Below are 19,097 nucleotides of genomic sequence, written 5' to 3'. Positions count from 1 at the left end.
AACAAACCCGGTCAATTATGTCAGGCAGGAATAGGTCATGAACGCGAGCGCAGCCGCTACACAGGATTCAGCCAAAAAAGGTTTCAGTGACCTTATCGCTCGCCTGCGCGCTAACCCGCGTATCCCCCTTATCGTTGCCGCCGCCGCCGCTATCGCCATCGTGATGGCGCTGGTGCTATGGGCGAAAGCGCCCGATTACCGCGTGCTGTATAACAATCTCTCTGATGAAGACGGCGGCGCGATTGTTACCCAGCTCACCCAGATGAATATCCCCTATCGCTTCGCCGATAACGGCGGCGCGCTGATGGTGCCGGCAGAAAAGGTGCATGAGCTGCGCCTGCGCCTGGCGCAGCAGGGGCTGCCGAAAGGCGGATCGGTGGGCTTTGAGCTGCTCGATCAAGAGAAGTTCGGCATCAGCCAGTTCAGCGAGCAGGTTAACTACCAGCGCGCGCTGGAAGGGGAGCTGGCGCGCACCATCGAAACCTTAGGGCCGGTGAAAACGGCGCGCGTGCATCTGGCGATGCCGAAGCCGACGCTGTTCGTGCGCGAGCAGAAAGCGCCTTCCGCCTCTGTCACCCTGAACCTGCAGCCTGGCCGCGCGCTCGATGAGGGCCAAATCCAGGCTATCGTGCATATGGTCTCCAGCAGCGTGGCGGGCCTGCCGCCGGGCAACGTCACCGTGGTCGATCAGAGCGGGCGCCTGCTGACGCGTTCCGACAGCGAAGGCCGTGACCTCAACGACGCGCAGCTGAAATATACCGCCGAAGTCGAAGCGCGCTACCAGCAGCGCATTGAAGCGATCCTGAATCCGATTCTCGGCCAGGGCAACGTGCACGCGCAGGTGACGGCGCAGATCAACTTCGACAAGAGCGAGCAGACCGACGAGAAGTATCAGCCGAACGGCAATCCGAGCAGCACCGCTATCCGCTCACGTCAGACCAGCACCAGCGATCAGACCGGCAGCCCGTATCCGGGCGGCGTGCCGGGCGCCCTCTCCAACCAGCCAGCGCCGGCTAACACCGCGCCGGTAAATGCGCCGAACGGTCAGAACGGCCAGAACGGTCAGAACGGCCAGCAGAGCAACGCCAACAGCAGCACCACCAGCACGGCGAACAGCAGCGCGCCGACCAACTCGCGCCGCGACGATACCGTGAACTACGAGCTGGACCGCACCATTCGCCATACCAAAATGAACGTTGGCGACGTGCAGCGCCTCTCGGTCGCGGTAGTGGTTAACTATCGCGCCGACGACAAAGGCAAGGCGATCGCCCTTAACGAACAGCAGCTGAAGCAGGTAGAAGATCTGACGCGCGAAGCGATGGGCTATTCCCAGCCGCGCGGCGACAGCGTCAACGTGGTCAACTCCGAGTTTACCGCAGCCGATCCAACCAGCGGCGATCTGCCGTTCTGGCAGCAGCAGGCCTTCTTCGATCAGATGATGAACGTCGGCAAATGGCTGCTGATCGCGCTGGTCGCCTTCATCCTCTACCGCAAAATGGTGCGTCCGCAGCTGATGCGTAAACGCGAAGCGGAAAAAGCCGCCGTGGAAGCCGCAGAACAACGCGCCGCCGCCGTGCAAGAGGAAGAAGCCTATAGCGTACAGCTCAGCAAAGATGAGCAGGATGCAGAGCGCAAGTCTAGCAACCGCATGAGCGCCGAGGTGATGAGCCAGCGCATCCGCGATATGTCCGAGAACGATCCGCGCGTCGTTGCGCTGGTTATCCGCGAATGGATGAGTAAAGAACTATGAGTCTGACCGGAACTGAAAAAAGCGCCATCCTGATGATGACCATCGGCGAAGAGCGCGCCGCCGAGGTGTTCAAGCACCTTAACCAGCGTGAAGTGCAGCACCTGAGCGCCGCGATGGCGAATATGCGCCAGGTGTCGCACAAGCAGCTTACCGAGATCCTGCGTGAGTTCGAGACCGACGCCGAGCAGTTCGCGGCGCTGAGCCTCAACTCCAACGAGTACCTGCGTTCGGTGCTGACCAAAGCGCTGGGCGAAGAGCGCGCCGCCAGCCTGCTGGAGGATATTCTCGAATCCCGCGAGACCACCAGCGGCATGGAAACGCTCAACTTTATGGAGCCGCAGGCCGCCGCCGATCTTATCCGCGACGAGCATCCGCAGATCATCGCTACCATCCTGGTGCACCTCAAGCGCGGCCAGGCGGCGGATATCCTGGCGCTGTTCGACGAACGCTTGCGTCATGACGTCATGCTGCGTATCGCCACTTTCGGCGGCGTACAGCCGGCGGCGCTGGCGGAGCTGACCGAAGTGCTCAACGGCCTGCTGGACGGCACCAACCTCAAGCGCGCCAAGATGGGCGGCGTGAGAACCGCAGCGGAAATTATCAACCTGATGAAAACGCAGCAGGAAGAGGCGGTCATCGAAGCGGTTCGCGACTTCGACGGCGAACTGGCGCAGAAAATTATCGACGAGATGTTCCTGTTCGAGAACCTGGTGGAAGTGGACGACCGCAGCATCCAGCGTCTGCTGCAGGAAGTGGAGTCGGAGCAGCTGCTGGTCGCATTGAAAGGCGCCGAGCAGCCGCTGCGCGAGAAGTTCCTCAAAAACATGTCGGCGCGCGCCGCCGATATCCTGCGCGACGACCTCGCCAACCGCGGACCGGTGCGTATGTCGGCGGTGGAGAACGAACAGAAAGCTATCCTGCTTATCGTGCGCCGCCTGGCGGAAACGGGCGAGATGGTAATTGGCAGCAGCGAGGAAACCTATGTCTGATGCCTTTTCCGCCCGCCCGTGGCAGCTCTGGCAGCCTGATGATTTAGGCCGCCGCGACGAGCCGGCGCCGGAGATCCTGCCGGAGCCTGAGGTGTTCGAATCAGAAGTCGACGAGCAGCAGCAGCTCGTCGAACGCATGCAGCAGCAGGCGCGCAAAGAGTCGCAGGCGCAGGGCTATAACGAAGGCCATCAGCAGGGCTTCGCCGAGGGTCAGAAAGCGGGCTACGACGCCGGCTTTCAGCAGGGGCTGGCCGATGCGCAGCAGCAGCAGGCGCCGCTTCAGGCGCGCATGCAGCAGCTGGTCACCGAGTTCCAGCACTCGCTGGAGGCGCTCGACAGCGTCATCGCCTCGCGTCTGATGCAGCTGGCGCTGGAAGCCGCGCGTCAGGTCATTGGCCAGGCGACCACGGTGGACGGCAGCGCCCTGCTGCGTCAAATCCAGCAGCTGCTGCAGCAGGAGCCGATGTTTAGCGGCAAGCCGCAGCTGCGCGTACATCCCGACGATCTGCAGCGTATCGAGCAGACCCTCGGTCCAACGCTCGATCTGCACGGCTGGCGCTTGCTGGCCGACAGCACCCTGCATCCTGGCGGCTGCAAGCTGAGCGCCGAAGATGGCGATCTCGACGCCAGCGTGGCGACGCGCTGGCAGGAGCTGTGCCGTCTCGCCGCGCCGGGAGAGTTTTAATGACCTCGCGACTTTCCCGCTGGCTGGGCGCGCTCGACGCCTTTGAAACCCGCATCGCTCAGGTGCAGCCGGTGCGCCGCTACGGTCGCCTGACGCGCGCCACCGGCCTGGTGCTGGAGGCGACCGGCCTGCAGCTGCCGCTCGGCGCCACCTGCGTTATCGAACGCAACGACGGCAAGAGCCTGACCGAAGTCGAAAGCGAAGTGGTGGGTTTCAACGGCCAGAAGCTTTTTTTGATGCCGCTGGAAGAGGTCGACGGCATTCTACCCGGCGCCCGCGTTTATGCGCGCGACAGCGGCCATAGCGGCAAACAGCTGCTGCTCGGCCCTGAACTGCTGGGTCGGGTGCTCGACGGCAGCGGCAAGCCGCTCGACGGGTTGCCGTCGCCCGATACCGGCTATCGCGCGCCGCTGATCACCCCGCCCTTCAACCCGCTGCAGCGTACGCCGATTACCGACGTGCTCGACACCGGCGTACGCGCCATCAACGCCTTGCTTACCGTCGGGCGCGGCCAGCGTATGGGCCTGTTCGCCGGTTCAGGCGTCGGCAAGAGCGTGCTGCTCGGCATGATGGCGCGCTATACCCAGGCGGACGTCATCGTGGTCGGGCTGATCGGCGAGCGCGGCCGCGAAGTAAAAGACTTTATAGAAAATATTCTCGGCGCCGAAGGCCGCGCGCGTTCGGTGGTGATCGCCGCGCCCGCGGACGTCTCGCCGCTGCTGCGCATGCAGGGCGCCGCCTACGCCACGCGCATCGCCGAAGATTTTCGCGATCGCGGCCAGCACGTGCTGCTGATTATGGACTCCCTGACGCGCTACGCCATGGCGCAGCGCGAGATCGCGCTGGCCATCGGCGAGCCGCCCGCCACCAAAGGCTATCCGCCTTCGGTGTTCGCCAAGCTGCCGGCGCTGGTGGAACGCGCCGGCAACGGCACGCACGGCGGCGGCTCGATTACCGCCTTCTATACCGTACTGACCGAAGGCGACGATCAGCAGGATCCTATCGCCGACTCGGCGCGCGCCATTCTTGATGGCCATATCGTACTGTCGCGTCGGCTGGCCGAAGCGGGCCACTACCCGGCGATCGATATCGAGGCCTCTATCAGCCGCGCCATGACCGCGTTGATCGACGAGGATCACTACGCGCGGGTGCGTCAGTTTAAACAACTGCTCTCCAGCTTCCAGCGCAACCGCGACCTGGTGAGCGTCGGCGCCTACGCCGCAGGCAGCGATCCGATGCTGGACAAGGCGATCCGCCTCTACCCGCAGATGGAAGCCTTTCTGCAACAGGGCATTTTTGAACGCAGCCACTACGACGACGCCTGCCTGCATCTGCACGCGCTGTTCGGCTAACGGCGGCGTCACGGGAGGAGTAAGCGATGAAGAGCGCCAGTGCCATCGACACGCTGCGCGATTTAGCGGAGCAGGATCTGGAAAAAGCGGTGATGCACCTCGGCGATATGCGCCGCGGCGTGCGCCAGGCGGACGAGCAGCTCACCATGCTGCTCGACTATCAGGATGAGTACCGCAACAAGCTAAACAGCGATATGTCGGGTGGCATCGCCACGACGCGCTGGACCAACTACCACCAGTTTATTCAGACGCTGGAACAGGCGATCGAGCAGCATCGCGCTCAGCTGAGACAGTGGAATCAGCGTCTGGAGCAGGCGCTGGCCAGCTGGCGCGAGAAGCAGCAGCGTCTCAACGCCTATCAGACGCTGATCAGCCGCGCGGCAGACAACGCATTACGAGTAGAAAACCGTCTCGATCAGAAACGGATGGATGAATACGCCCAACGGGCCGCATTGAGGAAAGGCGAATGATTACGCTGCCAAATATTGTCACCGCCGCCAGCGCGAAAGGCGAGCTGAAAAGTTCAGATTCCGCTGAGGTTTTGCACAGCGTCAAATCGCTGCCGCAGGACTTTCTGACCGAGCTGGGCAACCGCCTGCTGACGCTGGCGAAACAGCAGGGAAACGCGGCGCAATCTGCTGAAAGCGCAGAGGAAAAGGAGGACGCACCTGCGCCGAAGGGCCAGCTTGACGCGCTACTGACCGCCTTTGACAAAACAGAGGGTTTGAATGCGCTGCTGACGCCGGAAAATATTAAAGCCGCCACCAAATCCGCCGATGATAAGGATAAGGCGAGCGCGGAAACCTTAACCAGCAGCGAGGCGCAGACCATGCAGGCACTGTTCGCCATGCTGCCGACGTCGCCGGTTGCGCAGAGCAGCGTTTCCGCCGCTTCCGTCGCCGCCGAGTCGGGCGCCGACACGCGCCGCGGCGCGCTCGCTGGCAATGCGCTCTCGACGCTGAGCCAGGCGCTGAGCGATTCGCTGGCGCAAAGCGCGTCGCCATCGGCCAGCGCGCCATCGCACGCTGAGACGAAGGCGAGCCCGACGCAGCTGAACGCCGCATCAGTGGGCGCGGCAGCCAGCACGGCCAACGCCAGTGCGCCGCTGACGCTGGACGGCAGCTTTCAGCAGGCGCTGAGCAACGTCAGCAGGCAGGATGAAAAAAGCGCGCCGCTGACGCAGACGGACAGCAACGCACTGACCAGCGCGCCGATCAGCAGCAGCGCGGCGCCGCTGACGATGCAGACCGCCTCGGCGACGACCAGTACGCCGTCGACGCCGATGCTCAACGCGCAGCTGGGCAGCGACGAATGGCAGCAGGCTCTGAGCCAGCAGATTGTTATGTTCACCCGCAACGGCCAGCAAAACGCCGAGCTGCGGCTGCATCCGGCGGATCTGGGCGCCATCCAGATCAGCCTGAAGCTGGATAACGACCAGGCGCAAATCAATATGGCCTCCAGCCACAGCCACGTCAGGGCCGCGCTGGAAGCCGCCCTTCCGCAGCTGCGTAACGCGCTGGCGGAAAGCGGCATTAACCTGGGACAGAGTCAGGTAAGCAGTGACAGCTTCGCGCAGAGCCAGGGCTTCCAGCAGCAGCAGCAACAGCAGCAGGAGGCGCGCCGCGACGGACAGCACGGCGCCTTCTCTCTTTCCCAGGATGACGATAGCGAGATAACGCCGATCGCCGTTCCCGCCGCCCTTCAGGCGCGCATCCTCGGCACCGGCGCTGTCGATACTTTTGCCTGACAGCGACAAACGCTGAAGGTAAGCGTAAAACCCGCGTCTTTTCTTCCCATTGTTTGACTTAAGACGCGGGATAATCTGTCCAGGCAAACCGAGAGGTTTGCCCATAATTCACAGGAAGTTACTGCAAAAATGTCTGATAACGCGAAAGCAAAAGGCCGCAAACGTTCACTCTTAATTCCGGTGTTGCTCATTGTAACGCTGGCCGCTTGTAGCGTGGCAGGCTATGCAGTCTGGCGAATGATGAATAAACATGAGAGTGGCACACCGGAAGCTGCGAAAGTAGAACCGCCACCCGCTCCCGTCTTTTTTGCGCTTGATACCTTTACGGTCAACCTGATCAATCCCGACAACGATCCGGACCGCGTACTGTACGTAGGCTTTACCCTGCGTCTGCCGGACGAGGATACCCGTCGTCGGATGAATGATTATCTGCCGGAAGTGCGTAGCCGCCTGCTGCTGCTGCTCTCGCGACAGAGCGCCGCCGCGCTGGCGTCGGAGCAAGGAAAGCAAGCGCTGATTGAACAGATTAAGCAGGTGCTGTCACCTCCGCTGGTGAAAGGACAGCCTGCGCAGGTGGTAAATGACGTACTGTTTACCGCCTTCATTTTGAGGTAAACCAATGGGCGATAGCATTCTCTCCCAGGCTGAAATTGACGCGCTGCTTAATGGCGACAGTGACAGCGCGGTAGATGAAAAGAGTCAAAGCGGGCCGGAAGGCGACATTCGTCCTTACGACCCTAATACCCAGCGTCGCGTGGTGCGCGAGCGCCTTCAGGCGCTGGAGATTATTAACGAGCGTTTCGCCCGACATTTCCGTATGGCGCTGTTTAACCTGCTGCGCCGCAGCCCGGATATCAGCGTCGGTGCGATCAAGATTCAGCCGTATCACGAGTTTGCCCGCAACCTGCCGGTGCCGACCAACTTGAATCTTATCCACCTGAAACCGCTGCGCGGAACGGCGCTGGTGGTGTTCTCGCCGAGCCTGGTCTTTATCGCCGTGGATAACCTGTTCGGCGGCGACGGCCGCTTCCCCACCAAGGTGGAAGGCCGTGAGTTTACCCACACCGAGCAGCGCGTGATCCGCCGCATGCTGAAGCTGGCGCTGGAAGGCTACAGCGACGCGTGGAAGGCGATCTACCCGCTCGACGTGGAATATGTCCGCTCTGAAATGCAGGTGAAGTTCACCAATATCACCACCTCGCCGAACGATATCGTGGTCAACACGCCGTTCCAGGTCGAGATTGGCAACCTGGTGGGCGAGTTCAACATCTGTATTCCGTTCTCGATGATTGAGCCGCTGCGCGAACTGCTGGTTAACCCGCCGCTGGAGAACTCCCGCACCGAGGATAACCACTGGCGCGAGAACCTGGTGAAACAGGTGCAGCATTCGGAACTGGAGCTGATTGCTCACTTTGCCGAAACCTCGCTGCGGCTGTCGCGCATTTTGCAGCTGAAGCCTGGCGACGTGCTGCCGATCGAGAAACCAGAGCGCATTATCGCGCACGTTGATGGCGTCCCGGTGCTGACCAGTCAGTACGGCACCATGAACGGCCAGTACGCCCTGCGCGTCGAGCATTTGATTAACCCGATTTTGAATTCGCTGAATGAGGAACAGCCCAATGAGTGACAGCAATAAACCGTCCGACGACATCTCTGCGGACGATCTGTGGGCTGAGGCGATGAATGAGCAGGCCGTTAGCAGCGCGCCGCAGGCCGACGACGTCTTCAAAACGTTCGAAAGCAGCGCCGCCGCCGGTTCGCTGCAGGACATCGACCTGATTATGGATATCCCGGTCAAGCTTACCGTCGAACTGGGCCGCACCAAAATGACCATTAAAGAGCTGCTGCGCCTGACGCAGGGTTCCGTAGTGGCGCTGGACGGTCTGGCGGGCGAGCCGCTCGATATCCTGATCAACGGCTACCTGATTGCCCAGGGCGAAGTGGTGGTGGTTAACGATAAATATGGCGTACGCATCACCGACATTATTACGCCGTCTGAACGTATGCGTCGTCTGAGCCGCTAAATATGATGAACACCCAGTCCCACGCGCTGCAGCCCGCAGCGCCGGCCATCTCCGGCGGTTCCGTTGTGACCCAGGTCAGCAGCGTGCTGGCCGTGATTGTCCTGCTGATCCTCGCCTGCGCCTGGCTGGCGCGCCGTCTCGGCTTCGCGCCGAAGACGGTGAGCAGCCAGGCGCTGAAGGTGAGCGCCAGCGTGCAGGTCGGCCAGCGCGAACGCGTGGTGATTGTGGATACCGCCGAGGCGCGCCTGGTGCTGGGCGTTACGGCGGCGCAGATTACCCATCTGCACACGCTGCCGCCGGTCGCGCCGGATGCCCGTCCGGCCGCCGCGGCCGCGCCGCAAGATTTCCGTCAGCTGCTGCAAAACCTGGTTAAACGTCCCGGAAAACCCCAATGATGCGTCGACTGCTCTCTCTTCTGCCGCTATTACTGCTGGCGCCGGCCGCTCATGCCCAGCTGCCGGGACTGGTGAGCCATGCGTTGCCCAATGGCGGACAAAGCTGGTCGCTGCCGGTGCAGACGCTGGTTTTTATTACCTCGTTGACCTTTATTCCCGCCGTGCTGCTGATGATGACCAGCTTTACCCGCATCATCATCGTGTTCGGCCTGCTGCGCAACGCCCTCGGCACGCCCTCCGCGCCGCCGAATCAGGTGATGCTCGGCCTCGCGCTCTTTCTGACCTTCTTTATTATGGCGCCGACCTTCGACAAGATTTACGACGACGCCTATCTGCCCTTTAGCCAGGACAAGATCAGCATGGACGTCGCGCTGGAGAAAGGCGCGCAGCCGCTACGCGACTTTATGCTGCGTCAGACGCGCGAAGCGGACCTGGCGCTGTTTGCCCGCCTGGCGAACACCCCGCCCATTGAAGGGCCGGAAGCGGTGCCGATGCGCATTCTGCTGCCCGCATACGTCACCAGCGAGCTGAAGACCGCCTTTCAGATTGGCTTTACCGTTTTTATCCCGTTTCTGATTATCGACCTGGTGGTGGCCAGCGTGCTGATGGCGCTGGGGATGATGATGGTGCCGCCGGCAACCATCTCGCTGCCGTTCAAACTGATGCTGTTTGTACTGGTGGATGGCTGGCAGCTGCTGGTCGGTTCGCTGGCGCAAAGCTTCTATTCCTGATTATTCCGATTTCCCGGAGAAACTAATGACGCCAGAATCCGTTATGGCAATGGGCCAGGATGCGCTGCGCCTGGCGCTGATGCTCGCCGCGCCGCTGCTGCTGGCGGCGCTGGTCAGCGGGCTGATTATCAGTCTGCTGCAGGCGGCGACCCAGGTGAACGAACAGACGCTTTCCTTTATACCGAAGGTGCTGGCCGTGGCAGCGACGGGCGTGATTGCCGGACCCTGGATGCTGAATCTGGTGCTGGACTATATCCGCACCCTCTTCAGCAACCTGCCTTATATGATCGGCTAATGGTTACCCTCGACAGCGACCAGCTGGTTCACTGGGTCAGTCAGTTTTTCTGGCCGCTGGCGCGTATGCTGGCGCTGTTCGCCACCGCGCCGCTGCTGAGCGAGCGCGCTATCAGCAAACGCGTCAAAATCGGCCTGGCGGCGTTAATCACCTGGATAATGGTGCCAACGCTGCCTTCAGTGGAGGTAACGCTGTTTTCGCCCGCTGGCTTCTGGCTGCTGCTGCAGCAGATGCTGATTGGTATCGGGCTCGGGTTCACTATGCAGCTGGCGTTTGCTGCGGTGCGCCTCTCTGGCGAGGTGATCGGTTTACAGATGGGCCTCTCTTTCGCCACCTTTTTCGATCCAGGCAGTCGCTTGAATATGCCGGTTCTGGCCCGTTTTCTCGATATGCTGGCAATGCTGCTGTTCCTGACCTTCAACGGACACCTCTGGCTGATCTCGTTGCTGGCGGACAGTTTTCATACATTGCCGATTGGCGGGCAGCCGTTAAACGCCAATGCTTTTAATGCACTGGTCAAAGCGGGCGGTTTAATTTTCCTTAATGGCATGATGTTAGCGCTACCCTTAATCGTTTTGCTGCTTCTGATTAACCTGGTACTGGGTTTGTTAAACCGTGTTACACCTCAGCTCTCTATTTTCGCGGTTGGCTTCCCAATTACCTTAACAGTGGGAATTTTGACCATGGGGTTGATGATGCCTCTGGTTGCGCCCTTCTGTGAGCATCTGTTCAGCGAAGTCTTTGATTTGCTCGCCCAGTTCCTTTCGGAACTGTCTCACCCCTGATGATTAAGTATCTCACTATCTTTCTAAAGTGATACTTAAGCCACCTAAAACATTCTGTGCATTTTTCAAACCAGTTTTCTCAGAAATCAACTAAGGAAATTCTGATAAGTGAGAAGTAACTCTGAAAATTATTCTTATTAAACCGCGCTTCAAGTATTTTATTTCACAGATTCCCGGCACAGCTAACTTGGTGGAATCGTTGACAAAATCGGCAACAGATTGTTTTGGAACAAAAAAAATCCTTTAACGATTTTTCTTGTCAGGACCTTTTTTTTCCGGCATTGTCAACACTCGCTAAAACGTCACACTTTCGCGAATCAAATGTTTTTAAGAATCGTCCTATCAGAATTGACTGTGTTATGCGCGATAGTGACGAGGATCTCAAAACAGGGTGTTATGCACGCTTATTGCAAACCGCCAGCGATTCCCGCTATCACTGGAGGGATAAGTGACGTCAAGGCAGCACAAAAACAACTTTGCAGAAACGGGTCAGGGAAGAATACTTTTGGCAGGCGTATGGCCTGTCGCCAGACTGCTGAGCAGAATAAAAAAGTGTCTTAGAAATCTCTCTCGTACCGCAACGCGTAATTCATCGTTGATTTAAACGGATAACAAATTGGTGAGGGTCGCTAAACATGCCAACGATTATTATGGATTCATGCAACTACACACGCCTGGGATTATCGGACTATATGTCCTGTAAGGGAGTCAAAAAGAAAAACATCTTTTCTGTCTCCGATATTGAGCAATTACAGCAGCGCTGCGAACAGTTAAAACCTGGCGTAGTGTTTATTAACGAAGAATGTTTTATCCATGAATCAGATTCCAGCGACCGCATCCGAAATATTATTATGCAGCACCCGGAAACGCTGTTTTTCATCTTCATGGCCATTTCTAATATCCATTTTGAGGAATACCTCTACGTTCGTAAGAACTTGATTATTACATCAAAATCGATAAAAACGGCGACACTTGACTCCTTACTCAGCACTTATTTGCAGAAAAAGCTCAACGCGTCTACCCGTATTTCATCAGGTCTGGATGTACACCCTCTGACGTTAAGTCAGACGGAGTCAAATATGCTGAAAATGTGGATGTCAGGTCATGACACCATTCAGATATCAGACAAGATGCAAATTAAGGCCAAGACCGTTTCGTCACACAAAGGCAATATTAAACGCAAGATCAAAACCCATAACAAACAGGTTATCTATCATGTGGTGCGTTTAACTGACAATGTGACGTCAGGTATCTATGTCAATGTGAGATAGTCAACTCACGAAAGAACCGGCCACCAGGCCGGTTTTTTTTCGCCTTTTTTGCGAGCCAGATCTCACTCCACTCCCTAACCCTTTCCCCTTCTCTGCCGATGTTAGTTTCATAACCCCGACATGAGATCAAGGATATGAACACACCACTGGATTCTTCCACGCCGTCCAAGGCTGGCCTGTGGCGCAACCTGCGCCTGGTGCCGCTCTTCAGTATGATTTTCGGCGGTATTCTGCTGCTGTTTGCCCTCTGTATTGCCCTTGCCAGCTATTTTCTCATCCAGAGCAACCAGTCGCTCAAGGATGCCACCGACGAGATCCAGGTACGTATGGGGATCTCCAACAGCTCTAACCACCTGCGTACCGCGCGTCTCTATATTATTCAGGCTGGCGCCGCCGCTCGCATCGGCGAGATGGATGAGTTCAAAGCCAGCGTCGCCGCGACCGAGAAGCGAATTCAGCAGGCGCAGGAAGGCTTTAAGGTTTATCAGGAACGAAAGGTCAAAACCCCTGAAGATATCGCGCTCGACGCCCCGTTAACGGCGCGCTTCAACGACTATGTCGAAAAAGGGCTGAAGCCGATGATCAACGCCGGCAAACAGGGCAGCTTTGAGGGCATTATCGCGCAGGAGACCGACGTCACGCGCAAACTCGACAACGCCTATAACGACGTGCTGCTGCAGGCGATTAAGCTGCGCAACCAGCGCGCCGACGCCATTAACGCCACGGCGGAGCATCAGTCGCGCATCGGCTTTATCGCGATGGCGGTCGCCTTCGCCGCCGCCTTGCTGCTGACGCTGATGACCTTTGTATTCCTGCGTCGCGTAGTGATCAGTCCGCTGCGCCAGTCAGTCGCGCGTATTGAGCGCATTGCGCAGGGCGACCTCACCGCTCCGCCGGAACCGCACGGCCGCAGCGAAATTGGCACGCTGCTGCATAACCTGCAGCTGATGCAGGATTCGCTGGTGAAAACCGTTGGCACGGTGCGTGAAGGCGCGGTGGCAATCTATCAGGGTTCCGGCGAAATCTCTGCCGGGAATACCGATCTCTCTTCCCGTACCGAGCAGCAGGCCGCCGCGCTGGAGCAGACCGCCGCCAGCATGGAGCAATTAACCGCCACGGTGAAACAAAACGCCGAGAACGCCCACCACGCCAGCCAGCTGGCGGCAGACGCCTCCGGCAAAGCCCGCAGCGGCGGCGAGCTGGTGAGTGGCGTGGTGAAAACCATGACCAATATCTCCGGCAGCTCAAAGAAAATCGCCGAAATCACCAACGTCATTAACAGCATCGCCTTCCAGACCAATATTCTGGCGCTGAACGCCGCGGTGGAAGCGGCGCGCGCTGGCGAACAGGGCCGCGGCTTCGCGGTGGTCGCCAGCGAGGTGCGCAGCCTGGCGCAGCGCAGCGCCCAGGCGGCCAAAGAGATTGAGTCGCTGATTGCGGAGTCGGTGAATTTGATCAAAGACGGTTCGCATCAGGTAGGCGAAGCGGGCGAAACCATGGGCGAGATCGTCGAGGCGGTACGCCGCGTGACCGATATTATGGCGGAGATCGCCGCCGCTTCCGATGAACAGAGCCGCGGCATTCAGCAGGTCAGCCAGGCGGTCACCGAGATGGATAACGTCACGCAGCAGAACGCCTCGCTGGTGGAAGAGGCCTCTGCAGCAGCCGCATCGCTGGAAGATCAAGCGGGTAAACTTACCAAAGCTGTCGCCGCGTTTCGCCTGCAGGAGCATCCGACGCTGACAACAGCAACCGCCGCCGCTGCCGCGCCCGTGCTGAAATCGCCGCGCCTGACGCCGCGTCCGGCGCTGGCGACCTCCGGCAACGATAACTGGGAAACGTTCTAATGCAGAAAAAAATAAAGGCGCGCTGAGGCGCCTTTATTATTGTCGATTGAGCATAAAATAAGGCGCCGTCAGGCGCCTTATTATTGCCGCGATATTCAGAGAGAATAAAAGCAAAGCCCTGCGCCGCTATTCCGCCAGATAAGGCTCTACAAATATCCCTTCCGGATGATCGCCTTCGTTAAAAAACCAGATACCGAGCGGATAATCTTCCAGCGCCACCAGATACATGACCCCTTCGTTAAACGGCTCTACGGCGAGAATAGTGCCGAGGCGGCGCGGGCCGCCATCGGTCTTTACGGTGACGCGGTCATTGACCTTCATGCGCGTTGCTCCTGATGATTTTCCTGTGCATCAGTGTAAACGATGAGGCCCGCCTCAGCGACGCGCAATCACCCAAACCGCATGAATGATACCGGGGATATAGCCGCACAGCGTCAGTAGAATATTGAGCCAGAAAGCGCCGCCAAAACCGACCTGCATAAATACGCCCAGCGGCGGCAGAATAATGGCGATAATAATGCGTAACAGATCCATGGTCTCTCCTTGTCACGTTATGGTTTAACTCCGACTGTAACTATAGACGATGCCGCTGATAACAAAGGAAAAACCAGGTAAATTTACGTAAGCGGGCGCTTTTTCGCTTTCTTAACGTTTCGCGACAAGACTTCTGACACGGCAACCTTTTACACTTCTCTTACTGCTCCACCCCAAAGGGGCAGTCAACCTAAAAGTAACAAGGATTTTGCCCGCGCAGCGCGGGCTTTTTTTTGCCTGTTTCTTTTCCTGCCGCAGAGTTATTCGCTCCCCCTGGCCGCCGTCTATACTTAGCTGATCCGTCGCAATCCGTGGTCGGAGAGAAGCGAAATATCCTTTTAAACAAAAGGAGAGCGATGATGGCGCAAATCAATCCAGGCGGCCCTGATCTTCAGCCCGGCGAGAAACCCGACGTGGACTCGCTGCTCGACAGCCTGCCGCGCAGCACGGCGGCCCACCCGCAAACCTTCCCCGAGGTGGACAACAGCCGCCATCTCAGAACCGGCGGCCGCGCCTGGGGAAGCAGTATTGAACTGGCGGACGAGTACGAACTCGATATTCGCGACTGCACCTGTAACGAACTGAACCGCTAATCGCAGGCCAAAAAAAACCCGGCAGGGAGCGCCGGGTAAATAACCACGTAAATTCGTTACATCAGGAAATGCTTGATACCTCTGCAGAGTACGCCTGACCGGCGCTAAGACAAGTCCTGGCTATGCACAATACTGCTGCCCTTTTTGTATGAAACCCTCTGGCGTTACCGGGAACAGCCTGATTTCAGCCGCTTTGCGCCATGCGTTTTTTGTGCATCCCGCTTCGCTTCACCGTTACGTTTTAAGAATTATCCTGGATGTGCCGTACGACAGGGGAAAAGCAGGCGTAATCCGGCATCAACTATAATACTGAAAATCCGCCAGTTAATGTCGCAAGGAGCCTGCTATGCCCAGTTTGCAACAGCCGCTGTTAGTTATTACCGATCTGGATGGTTCCCTGCTCGATCATCATACCTATCGCTGGGATGCCGCCGCAGAATGGCTGGCTGAACTGCAGCGTCAACAGGTGCCGGTCGTGCTCTGCTCCAGTAAAACCGCCGCGGAAATCGCGCCGCTGCAAAAGCGTCTCGGCCTGACGAATACCCCCTTTATTGCGGAAAACGGCGCGGTGGTGCAGATGTCAGCGCAGCGACGCGAACGGATCCCTCCGGAAAGCCTCGCCTATGAGGCGCTCTGCCGCACGCTGAGCACGCTACAGCCGGGCTTTCGCTTTCAGGGCTTCAGCCGCTTCACCGATGCCGAAGTCGCGGCGATGACCGGTCTGACCGAAAGCGACTCGGCGCTGGCGCGCCAGCGCGAAGCGTCGGAGGTGATTGTCTGGCGCGATGACGAAGAGAAGCTGGAGGCGTTTCGCGCCGCGCTGGCGCAGCACCAGCTGCAGCTGACCCAGGGCGGACGCTTCTGGCACGTAATGCCCGCAGGCAGCGGCAAAGGCGAAGCATTGCGCTGGCTGCTCGGCCAGTATGACAGCGCGCCCGCTACCATCGGCCTCGGCGACGGCCCCAACGACGCGCCGATGCTGGATGCGGTTGACTACGCCGTGGTGATAAAAGGCTACAGCAAAACGCCGGTTACGCTGACCCGGCAGGACAGGCAACGGATCTACCATACGGCGCACTACGGCCCCGAAGGCTGGAAAGAGGGACTCGACTATTTCCTGACCCAGCCCGATTAAGCCGCAACCACTGATGATTAAAAGGATGGCGCGATGAGTGATTTTTATCAGAATGGCGTGATTACCAATTTCCATAATCTGACCAACCGCAGCGTTGAGTCGCTGGAAAAAGAGATGGTGCGCTTCGCGCGCAAACGCAAAATGGGGCTGATTCTGCCGTCACTCTTCTCCGAACTGGAAGGACCGGCGCTGGGCAATATCGTCGATGAGCTGGCCAAAGTGCCCTACCTCGACGAGATCGTGATCGGGCTCGATCGCGCCGACCGCGATCAATTTCTCTTCGCGCGCGAATTTTTTTCGCGCCTGCCGCAGCGCCACCGCATTTTATGGAATGATGGCCCGCGCCTGAAGGCGATCGACGCCGAGCTGGATAAAGAGGGGCTTTCACCCTCCCAGCCGGGTAAAGGGCGCAACGTCTGGTTCTGCACCGGTTTCACTCTCGCCTCGGATCGCACCCAGTGCGTGGCGCTACACGACTGCGATATCGTGACTTACGAACGCGGCATGCTGGCGCGCCTGCTCTATCCGCTGGCGAACCCGGCGTTTCAGTACGAGTTCTGCAAAGGGTTTTACGCACGCGTCGCCGACGGCAAGCTCAACGGCCGCGTGGGCCGCTTGCTGGTCGGCCCGCTGCTGCGCTCGCTGCAAAAGGTGTATGGCCACTCTGAATATCTCGACTACCTCGCCAGCTTCCGCTACCCGCTGTCGGGCGAATTCGCCATGCGCACCCACGTGCTCAACGGCATTAAAATTCCTGGCGACTGGGGGCTGGAGATTGGCGTGCTGTCGGAAATTTACCGCAACTACACCACGCGTCAGACCTGTCAGGTCGAGATCGCCGACAACTATGACCATAAACATCAGCCGCTGGCGGAAGATGACGGCACCGGCGGCCTGAAGCGGATGAGCAGCGATATCGTGCAGTCGCTGCTGCGTAAGCTGGCGACGATGGGCGTGCCGCTCACCAGCGACTCGTTCCGCGTGCTGAAGGCGACCTACTACCGCAACGCGCTCGATATGATGGAGATCTATAACCACGAAGCGGCGATGAACGGCCTGAAGTTTGACCAGCATATCGAAGAAGCGGCGGTCGAGATGTTCACCCAGTCGATTCTGGAGGCGGGACAGGCCTTTATCGAACGTCCTAACGACAAGCCGTTTATTCCCAGCTGGAGCCGCGTCCAGTCCGCCTTCCCCGATATCCTGCAGCGTATTTACCAGGCGGTGGAAGAGGACAACGCCGGCAACGTTTAACCTCTGGCGACCACGCGGTTGCGGCCCTGACTCTTCGCCAGATAGAGTCGGCGGTCCGCTTCCGCCTGCAGGCGAGTCGTCTGGTAGTCGCCCTGCTCTTCGCTGCTGGCGACGCCTGCGGAGAGCGTTACGCTAAAGCACTGGCTGGCGTTGACCAGAATGGTTTTCGCCGCCAGCCGCTCGCGCATCCGTTCCGCCACCTTTTCCGCATCCGCCAGGCCGGTTTCCGGCAGCACCACGCAGAACTCCTCGCCGCCGACGCGACCGGCCAGATCGTTTTTCCGCAGCGCCTGGGAAATAATCGCAGCGACGCGTATCAGCGCCTGATCGCCTGCCTGATGGCCCCAGGTGTCGTTGACTGCTTTAAAGTGATCGATATCGAGCTGGATCACCGCCAGCGGCGCGTTAAGCGCCCGGCAGCGCGCCGCCTCCGCTTCGAAGCGTTCAAAAAAGGCGCTGCGGTTAAGCAGCCGCGTCAGACCGTCGTAGCTGGCGCGCCACGCCAGCCGGTCGGAGAGCTGGCTCAGCCGCCGCACCAGACGCACGATGATCTGGTGCGTTAGCAGCAGCAGCAGCACGAACAGCAGCCACATCACCAGCATAAACAGCATGGCGCGTCCTAAATCCTGGCGCAGCCCTTGTGCCAGGGTTTGCTGGTTCACCAGATAGCCGTCGACGTTTTTCAACCTGCTCCAGCTGATGAACTGATGCTCGATCCGCAGCGCGCCCTGCGGCTGACGCGCGATTTGCGCATAGAGCCGCCGCCGCGCGCCGTCGCTCAGCGGCCTGGCGTCCGCCGCGTCAAGGGAGGCCACGGGCTGCTGCGCTTTGTCGAGCAGCAGCACGCTGCCCTGCAGCGCGCTGTGGCGCATCGTGCTCAACTGGCTGGCAATACGCTGCTGGGTGAAATCCATCGACAGCGCCCCATACCAGTAGCCGTTGATAAAGATGGGCGTGCTGACCGTCAGCATCGCGCCCTCATCTTCCGCGCCCTGATAGACGCCAGACCAGCGCAGCTCCTGAGGCGAGGCCAGCGTCGCCATGGCGCGAAACCAGGGGCGCGAAACCATGGTGGCGTAGTTGGCGGCGAGCGCGGAGAGGCTTTGCGGCGGACGCGAGGTGATAAAGAATCCGGCGCGCGAGGTGTACCAGAAGCGCGAATGGAAATCGGCTTCTGCATCGCTGAACTGCATAATAAAGCTGAACTCCAGCGCCGCGAGCAGCTCGCCGTCGAGCCGCGCCGGATCGCGCTGCAGCAGCGCGTCCTGCGCCAGCCAGCCGTCGCCGACGCCGTTTATCGGCATGCTGCGCGGCATATTGAGCCGCAGCTGCCACGCGCGCTGCGGGCGCAGCTGCTGAAATTCCGCCAGCGCGCGGCGTGCGTGGTGAGCGTCGAGCGGATGCGCCAGCGCGTAGGTGAACATGCGCCGGTAATAGATCATCCCGTCGATGCTCTCCTGAAACTGGCTTTCCAGCCCGTTCTGCATATCCGCCAGCGCAGCGCGCTGCCGATCTTCATAATTGATTTTCAGCGTGTAAAGCTCACGCCAGGTCAGAAAGAAAGAGAAAAGAAAGACCGCTAAAAACAAGAAGTGAACGCGCAGTTCGGGACGCAATTTACGAACAGAGAGCGGCAAAGCAGCCATCAGCAACGGTGCTCCGAATAACTGGGATCAGGCGAGTATAGCAGGCGCAGGGGATCAAAAAATC

General features: G+C 59.2%; 21 protein-coding genes. 18 read left to right on the top strand and 3 right to left on the bottom strand.

All coding sequences use genetic code 11. The features are described from left to right. Window positions 1-37: 37 nt before the first annotated feature. The 15 genes from fliF to B3229_RS21110 all read left to right on the top strand — a co-directional run bounded on the left by fliF (window position 38) and on the right by B3229_RS21110 (window position 13,871). Window positions 38-1,750 (top strand): flagellar basal-body MS-ring/collar protein FliF, encoded by a 1,713-nt coding sequence (gene fliF / locus B3229_RS21180; protein WP_286874181.1) that lies wholly within the window; start codon window positions 38-40, stop codon window positions 1,748-1,750. Next, complete coding sequence (gene fliG / locus B3229_RS21175) at window positions 1,747-2,739, top strand: flagellar motor switch protein FliG (RefSeq protein ID WP_048781571.1); 993 nt, start codon at window positions 1,747-1,749, stop codon at window positions 2,737-2,739. Before fliF ends, fliG begins: the two co-directional genes overlap by 4 nt. Further along, complete coding sequence (gene fliH / locus B3229_RS21170; protein WP_048781572.1) at window positions 2,732-3,424, top strand: flagellar assembly protein FliH; 693 nt, start codon at window positions 2,732-2,734, stop codon at window positions 3,422-3,424. The genes fliG and fliH overlap by 8 nt, the downstream gene beginning before the upstream one ends. Further along, the gene (gene fliI, locus B3229_RS21165; RefSeq protein ID WP_048781574.1) at window positions 3,424-4,776 is read left to right on the top strand and encodes a flagellar protein export ATPase FliI; all 1,353 of its coding nucleotides are present in this window, start codon (window positions 3,424-3,426) and stop codon (window positions 4,774-4,776) included. Before fliH ends, fliI begins: the two co-directional genes overlap by 1 nt. Before the next feature lie 26 nt (window positions 4,777-4,802). Continuing rightward, a complete protein-coding gene (gene fliJ / locus B3229_RS21160; protein ID WP_033749821.1) occupies window positions 4,803-5,246 on the top strand; it encodes a flagellar export protein FliJ in 444 nt (147 codons plus the stop codon). Then, window positions 5,243-6,523 carry a flagellar hook-length control protein FliK gene (locus B3229_RS21155; RefSeq protein WP_286874176.1) on the top strand — a complete coding sequence of 427 codons (1,281 nt, stop codon included), beginning with the start codon at window positions 5,243-5,245 and terminating at the stop codon, window positions 6,521-6,523. The genes fliJ and B3229_RS21155 overlap by 4 nt, the downstream gene beginning before the upstream one ends. Before the next feature lie 129 nt (window positions 6,524-6,652). Further along, complete coding sequence (gene fliL, locus B3229_RS21150; protein ID WP_033749823.1) at window positions 6,653-7,138, top strand: flagellar basal body-associated protein FliL; 486 nt, start codon at window positions 6,653-6,655, stop codon at window positions 7,136-7,138. A gap of 4 nt (window positions 7,139-7,142) precedes the next feature. Beyond that, complete coding sequence (gene fliM / locus B3229_RS21145) at window positions 7,143-8,150, top strand: flagellar motor switch protein FliM (protein WP_033749825.1); 1,008 nt, start codon at window positions 7,143-7,145, stop codon at window positions 8,148-8,150. Next, the gene (fliN, locus tag B3229_RS21140) at window positions 8,143-8,547 is read left to right on the top strand and encodes a flagellar motor switch protein FliN (protein ID WP_033749826.1); all 405 of its coding nucleotides are present in this window, start codon (window positions 8,143-8,145) and stop codon (window positions 8,545-8,547) included. Before fliM ends, fliN begins: the two co-directional genes overlap by 8 nt. A 5-nt stretch (window positions 8,548-8,552) precedes the next feature. Next, window positions 8,553-8,942 (top strand): flagellar biosynthetic protein FliO, encoded by a 390-nt coding sequence (fliO, locus tag B3229_RS21135; protein ID WP_096073917.1) that lies wholly within the window; start codon window positions 8,553-8,555, stop codon window positions 8,940-8,942. Beyond that, window positions 8,942-9,673, top strand: a complete 732-nt coding sequence (fliP, locus tag B3229_RS21130; RefSeq protein ID WP_033750714.1) for a flagellar type III secretion system pore protein FliP — start codon at window positions 8,942-8,944, stop codon at window positions 9,671-9,673. The genes fliO and fliP overlap by 1 nt, the downstream gene beginning before the upstream one ends. A gap of 25 nt (window positions 9,674-9,698) precedes the next feature. Then, entirely contained in the window at window positions 9,699-9,968 is a 270-nt protein-coding gene (gene fliQ, locus B3229_RS21125; protein ID WP_033749828.1) for a flagellar biosynthesis protein FliQ, read from the top strand. After that, window positions 9,968-10,753: a flagellar biosynthetic protein FliR gene (gene fliR, locus B3229_RS21120; protein ID WP_033749829.1), complete on the top strand. Its 786-nt coding sequence runs from the start codon at window positions 9,968-9,970 to the stop codon at window positions 10,751-10,753. Before fliQ ends, fliR begins: the two co-directional genes overlap by 1 nt. 635 nt (window positions 10,754-11,388) lie before the next feature. Next, window positions 11,389-12,024 (top strand): transcriptional regulator RcsA, encoded by a 636-nt coding sequence (gene rcsA, locus B3229_RS21115; protein ID WP_286874170.1) that lies wholly within the window; start codon window positions 11,389-11,391, stop codon window positions 12,022-12,024. A 134-nt stretch (window positions 12,025-12,158) separates the two neighbouring features. Beyond that, window positions 12,159-13,871: a methyl-accepting chemotaxis protein gene (locus B3229_RS21110; RefSeq protein ID WP_286874168.1), complete on the top strand. Its 1,713-nt coding sequence runs from the start codon at window positions 12,159-12,161 to the stop codon at window positions 13,869-13,871. A gap of 126 nt (window positions 13,872-13,997) precedes the next feature. Here B3229_RS21110 and dsrB read toward each other — a convergent pair whose 3' ends face one another. Further along, window positions 13,998-14,192 carry a protein DsrB gene (dsrB, locus tag B3229_RS21105; protein WP_048781581.1) on the bottom strand — a complete coding sequence of 65 codons (195 nt, stop codon included), beginning with the start codon at window positions 14,190-14,192 and terminating at the stop codon, window positions 13,998-14,000. 54 nt (window positions 14,193-14,246) lie between these two features. Next, complete coding sequence (locus B3229_RS21100) at window positions 14,247-14,405, bottom strand: YqaE/Pmp3 family membrane protein (RefSeq protein WP_033749833.1); 159 nt, start codon at window positions 14,403-14,405, stop codon at window positions 14,247-14,249. Window positions 14,406-14,761: 356 nt separating this feature from the next. Here B3229_RS21100 and B3229_RS21095 point away from each other — a divergent pair, with 356 nt between their 5' ends. The 3 genes from B3229_RS21095 to B3229_RS21085 all read left to right on the top strand — a co-directional run bounded on the left by B3229_RS21095 (window position 14,762) and on the right by B3229_RS21085 (window position 17,387). Further along, a complete protein-coding gene (locus B3229_RS21095; RefSeq protein ID WP_048781583.1) occupies window positions 14,762-14,998 on the top strand; it encodes a DUF2525 domain-containing protein in 237 nt (78 codons plus the stop codon). A gap of 346 nt (window positions 14,999-15,344) precedes the next feature. Then, window positions 15,345-16,133 carry a mannosyl-3-phosphoglycerate phosphatase-related protein gene (locus B3229_RS21090; protein WP_286874159.1) on the top strand — a complete coding sequence of 263 codons (789 nt, stop codon included), beginning with the start codon at window positions 15,345-15,347 and terminating at the stop codon, window positions 16,131-16,133. Between the two features lie 33 nt (window positions 16,134-16,166). Further along, window positions 16,167-17,387, top strand: coding sequence for a glycosyl transferase (locus tag B3229_RS21085; protein WP_033749838.1), 1,221 nt, complete (start codon window positions 16,167-16,169; stop codon window positions 17,385-17,387). Here B3229_RS21085 and dgcQ read toward each other — a convergent pair. Continuing rightward, window positions 17,384-19,033 carry a cellulose biosynthesis regulator diguanylate cyclase DgcQ gene (dgcQ, locus tag B3229_RS21080; RefSeq protein ID WP_286874156.1) on the bottom strand — a complete coding sequence of 550 codons (1,650 nt, stop codon included), beginning with the start codon at window positions 19,031-19,033 and terminating at the stop codon, window positions 17,384-17,386. The genes B3229_RS21085 and dgcQ overlap by 4 nt on opposite strands. Window positions 19,034-19,097: the final 64 nt, after the last annotated feature.

The organism is Pantoea sp. UBA5035, assembly GCF_002415245.1.
In the GTDB taxonomy this organism is placed as follows: domain Bacteria; phylum Pseudomonadota; class Gammaproteobacteria; order Enterobacterales; family Enterobacteriaceae; genus Pantoea; species Pantoea septica.
Note: the sequence above shows the minus strand (reverse complement) of the source record. Positions and strands in the feature narration are given on the sequence as shown.

Excerpts from the sequence above, each read along its gene's own strand:
- fliF (WP_286874181.1), top strand. The coding sequence starts at position 38 with ATGAACGCGAGCGCAGCCGCTACACAGGATTCAGCCAAAAAAGGTTTC.
- fliG (WP_048781571.1), top strand. The coding sequence starts at position 1,747 with ATGAGTCTGACCGGAACTGAAAAAAGCGCCATCCTGATGATGACCATC.
- fliH (WP_048781572.1), top strand. The coding sequence starts at position 2,732 with ATGTCTGATGCCTTTTCCGCCCGCCCGTGGCAGCTCTGGCAGCCTGAT.
- fliI (WP_048781574.1), top strand. The coding sequence starts at position 3,424 with ATGACCTCGCGACTTTCCCGCTGGCTGGGCGCGCTCGACGCCTTTGAA.
- fliJ (WP_033749821.1), top strand. The coding sequence starts at position 4,803 with ATGAAGAGCGCCAGTGCCATCGACACGCTGCGCGATTTAGCGGAGCAG.
- B3229_RS21155 (WP_286874176.1), top strand. The coding sequence starts at position 5,243 with ATGATTACGCTGCCAAATATTGTCACCGCCGCCAGCGCGAAAGGCGAG.
- fliL (WP_033749823.1), top strand. The coding sequence starts at position 6,653 with ATGTCTGATAACGCGAAAGCAAAAGGCCGCAAACGTTCACTCTTAATT.
- fliM (WP_033749825.1), top strand. The coding sequence starts at position 7,143 with ATGGGCGATAGCATTCTCTCCCAGGCTGAAATTGACGCGCTGCTTAAT.
- fliN (WP_033749826.1), top strand. The coding sequence starts at position 8,143 with ATGAGTGACAGCAATAAACCGTCCGACGACATCTCTGCGGACGATCTG.
- fliO (WP_096073917.1), top strand. The coding sequence starts at position 8,553 with ATGAACACCCAGTCCCACGCGCTGCAGCCCGCAGCGCCGGCCATCTCC.
- fliP (WP_033750714.1), top strand. The coding sequence starts at position 8,942 with ATGCGTCGACTGCTCTCTCTTCTGCCGCTATTACTGCTGGCGCCGGCC.
- fliQ (WP_033749828.1), top strand. The coding sequence starts at position 9,699 with ATGACGCCAGAATCCGTTATGGCAATGGGCCAGGATGCGCTGCGCCTG.
- fliR (WP_033749829.1), top strand. The coding sequence starts at position 9,968 with ATGGTTACCCTCGACAGCGACCAGCTGGTTCACTGGGTCAGTCAGTTT.
- rcsA (WP_286874170.1), top strand. The coding sequence starts at position 11,389 with ATGCCAACGATTATTATGGATTCATGCAACTACACACGCCTGGGATTA.
- B3229_RS21110 (WP_286874168.1), top strand. The coding sequence starts at position 12,159 with ATGAACACACCACTGGATTCTTCCACGCCGTCCAAGGCTGGCCTGTGG.
- dsrB (WP_048781581.1), bottom strand. The coding sequence starts at position 14,192 with ATGAAGGTCAATGACCGCGTCACCGTAAAGACCGATGGCGGCCCGCGC.
- B3229_RS21100 (WP_033749833.1), bottom strand. The coding sequence starts at position 14,405 with ATGGATCTGTTACGCATTATTATCGCCATTATTCTGCCGCCGCTGGGC.
- B3229_RS21095 (WP_048781583.1), top strand. The coding sequence starts at position 14,762 with ATGATGGCGCAAATCAATCCAGGCGGCCCTGATCTTCAGCCCGGCGAG.
- B3229_RS21090 (WP_286874159.1), top strand. The coding sequence starts at position 15,345 with ATGCCCAGTTTGCAACAGCCGCTGTTAGTTATTACCGATCTGGATGGT.
- B3229_RS21085 (WP_033749838.1), top strand. The coding sequence starts at position 16,167 with ATGAGTGATTTTTATCAGAATGGCGTGATTACCAATTTCCATAATCTG.
- dgcQ (WP_286874156.1), bottom strand. The coding sequence starts at position 19,033 with ATGGCTGCTTTGCCGCTCTCTGTTCGTAAATTGCGTCCCGAACTGCGC.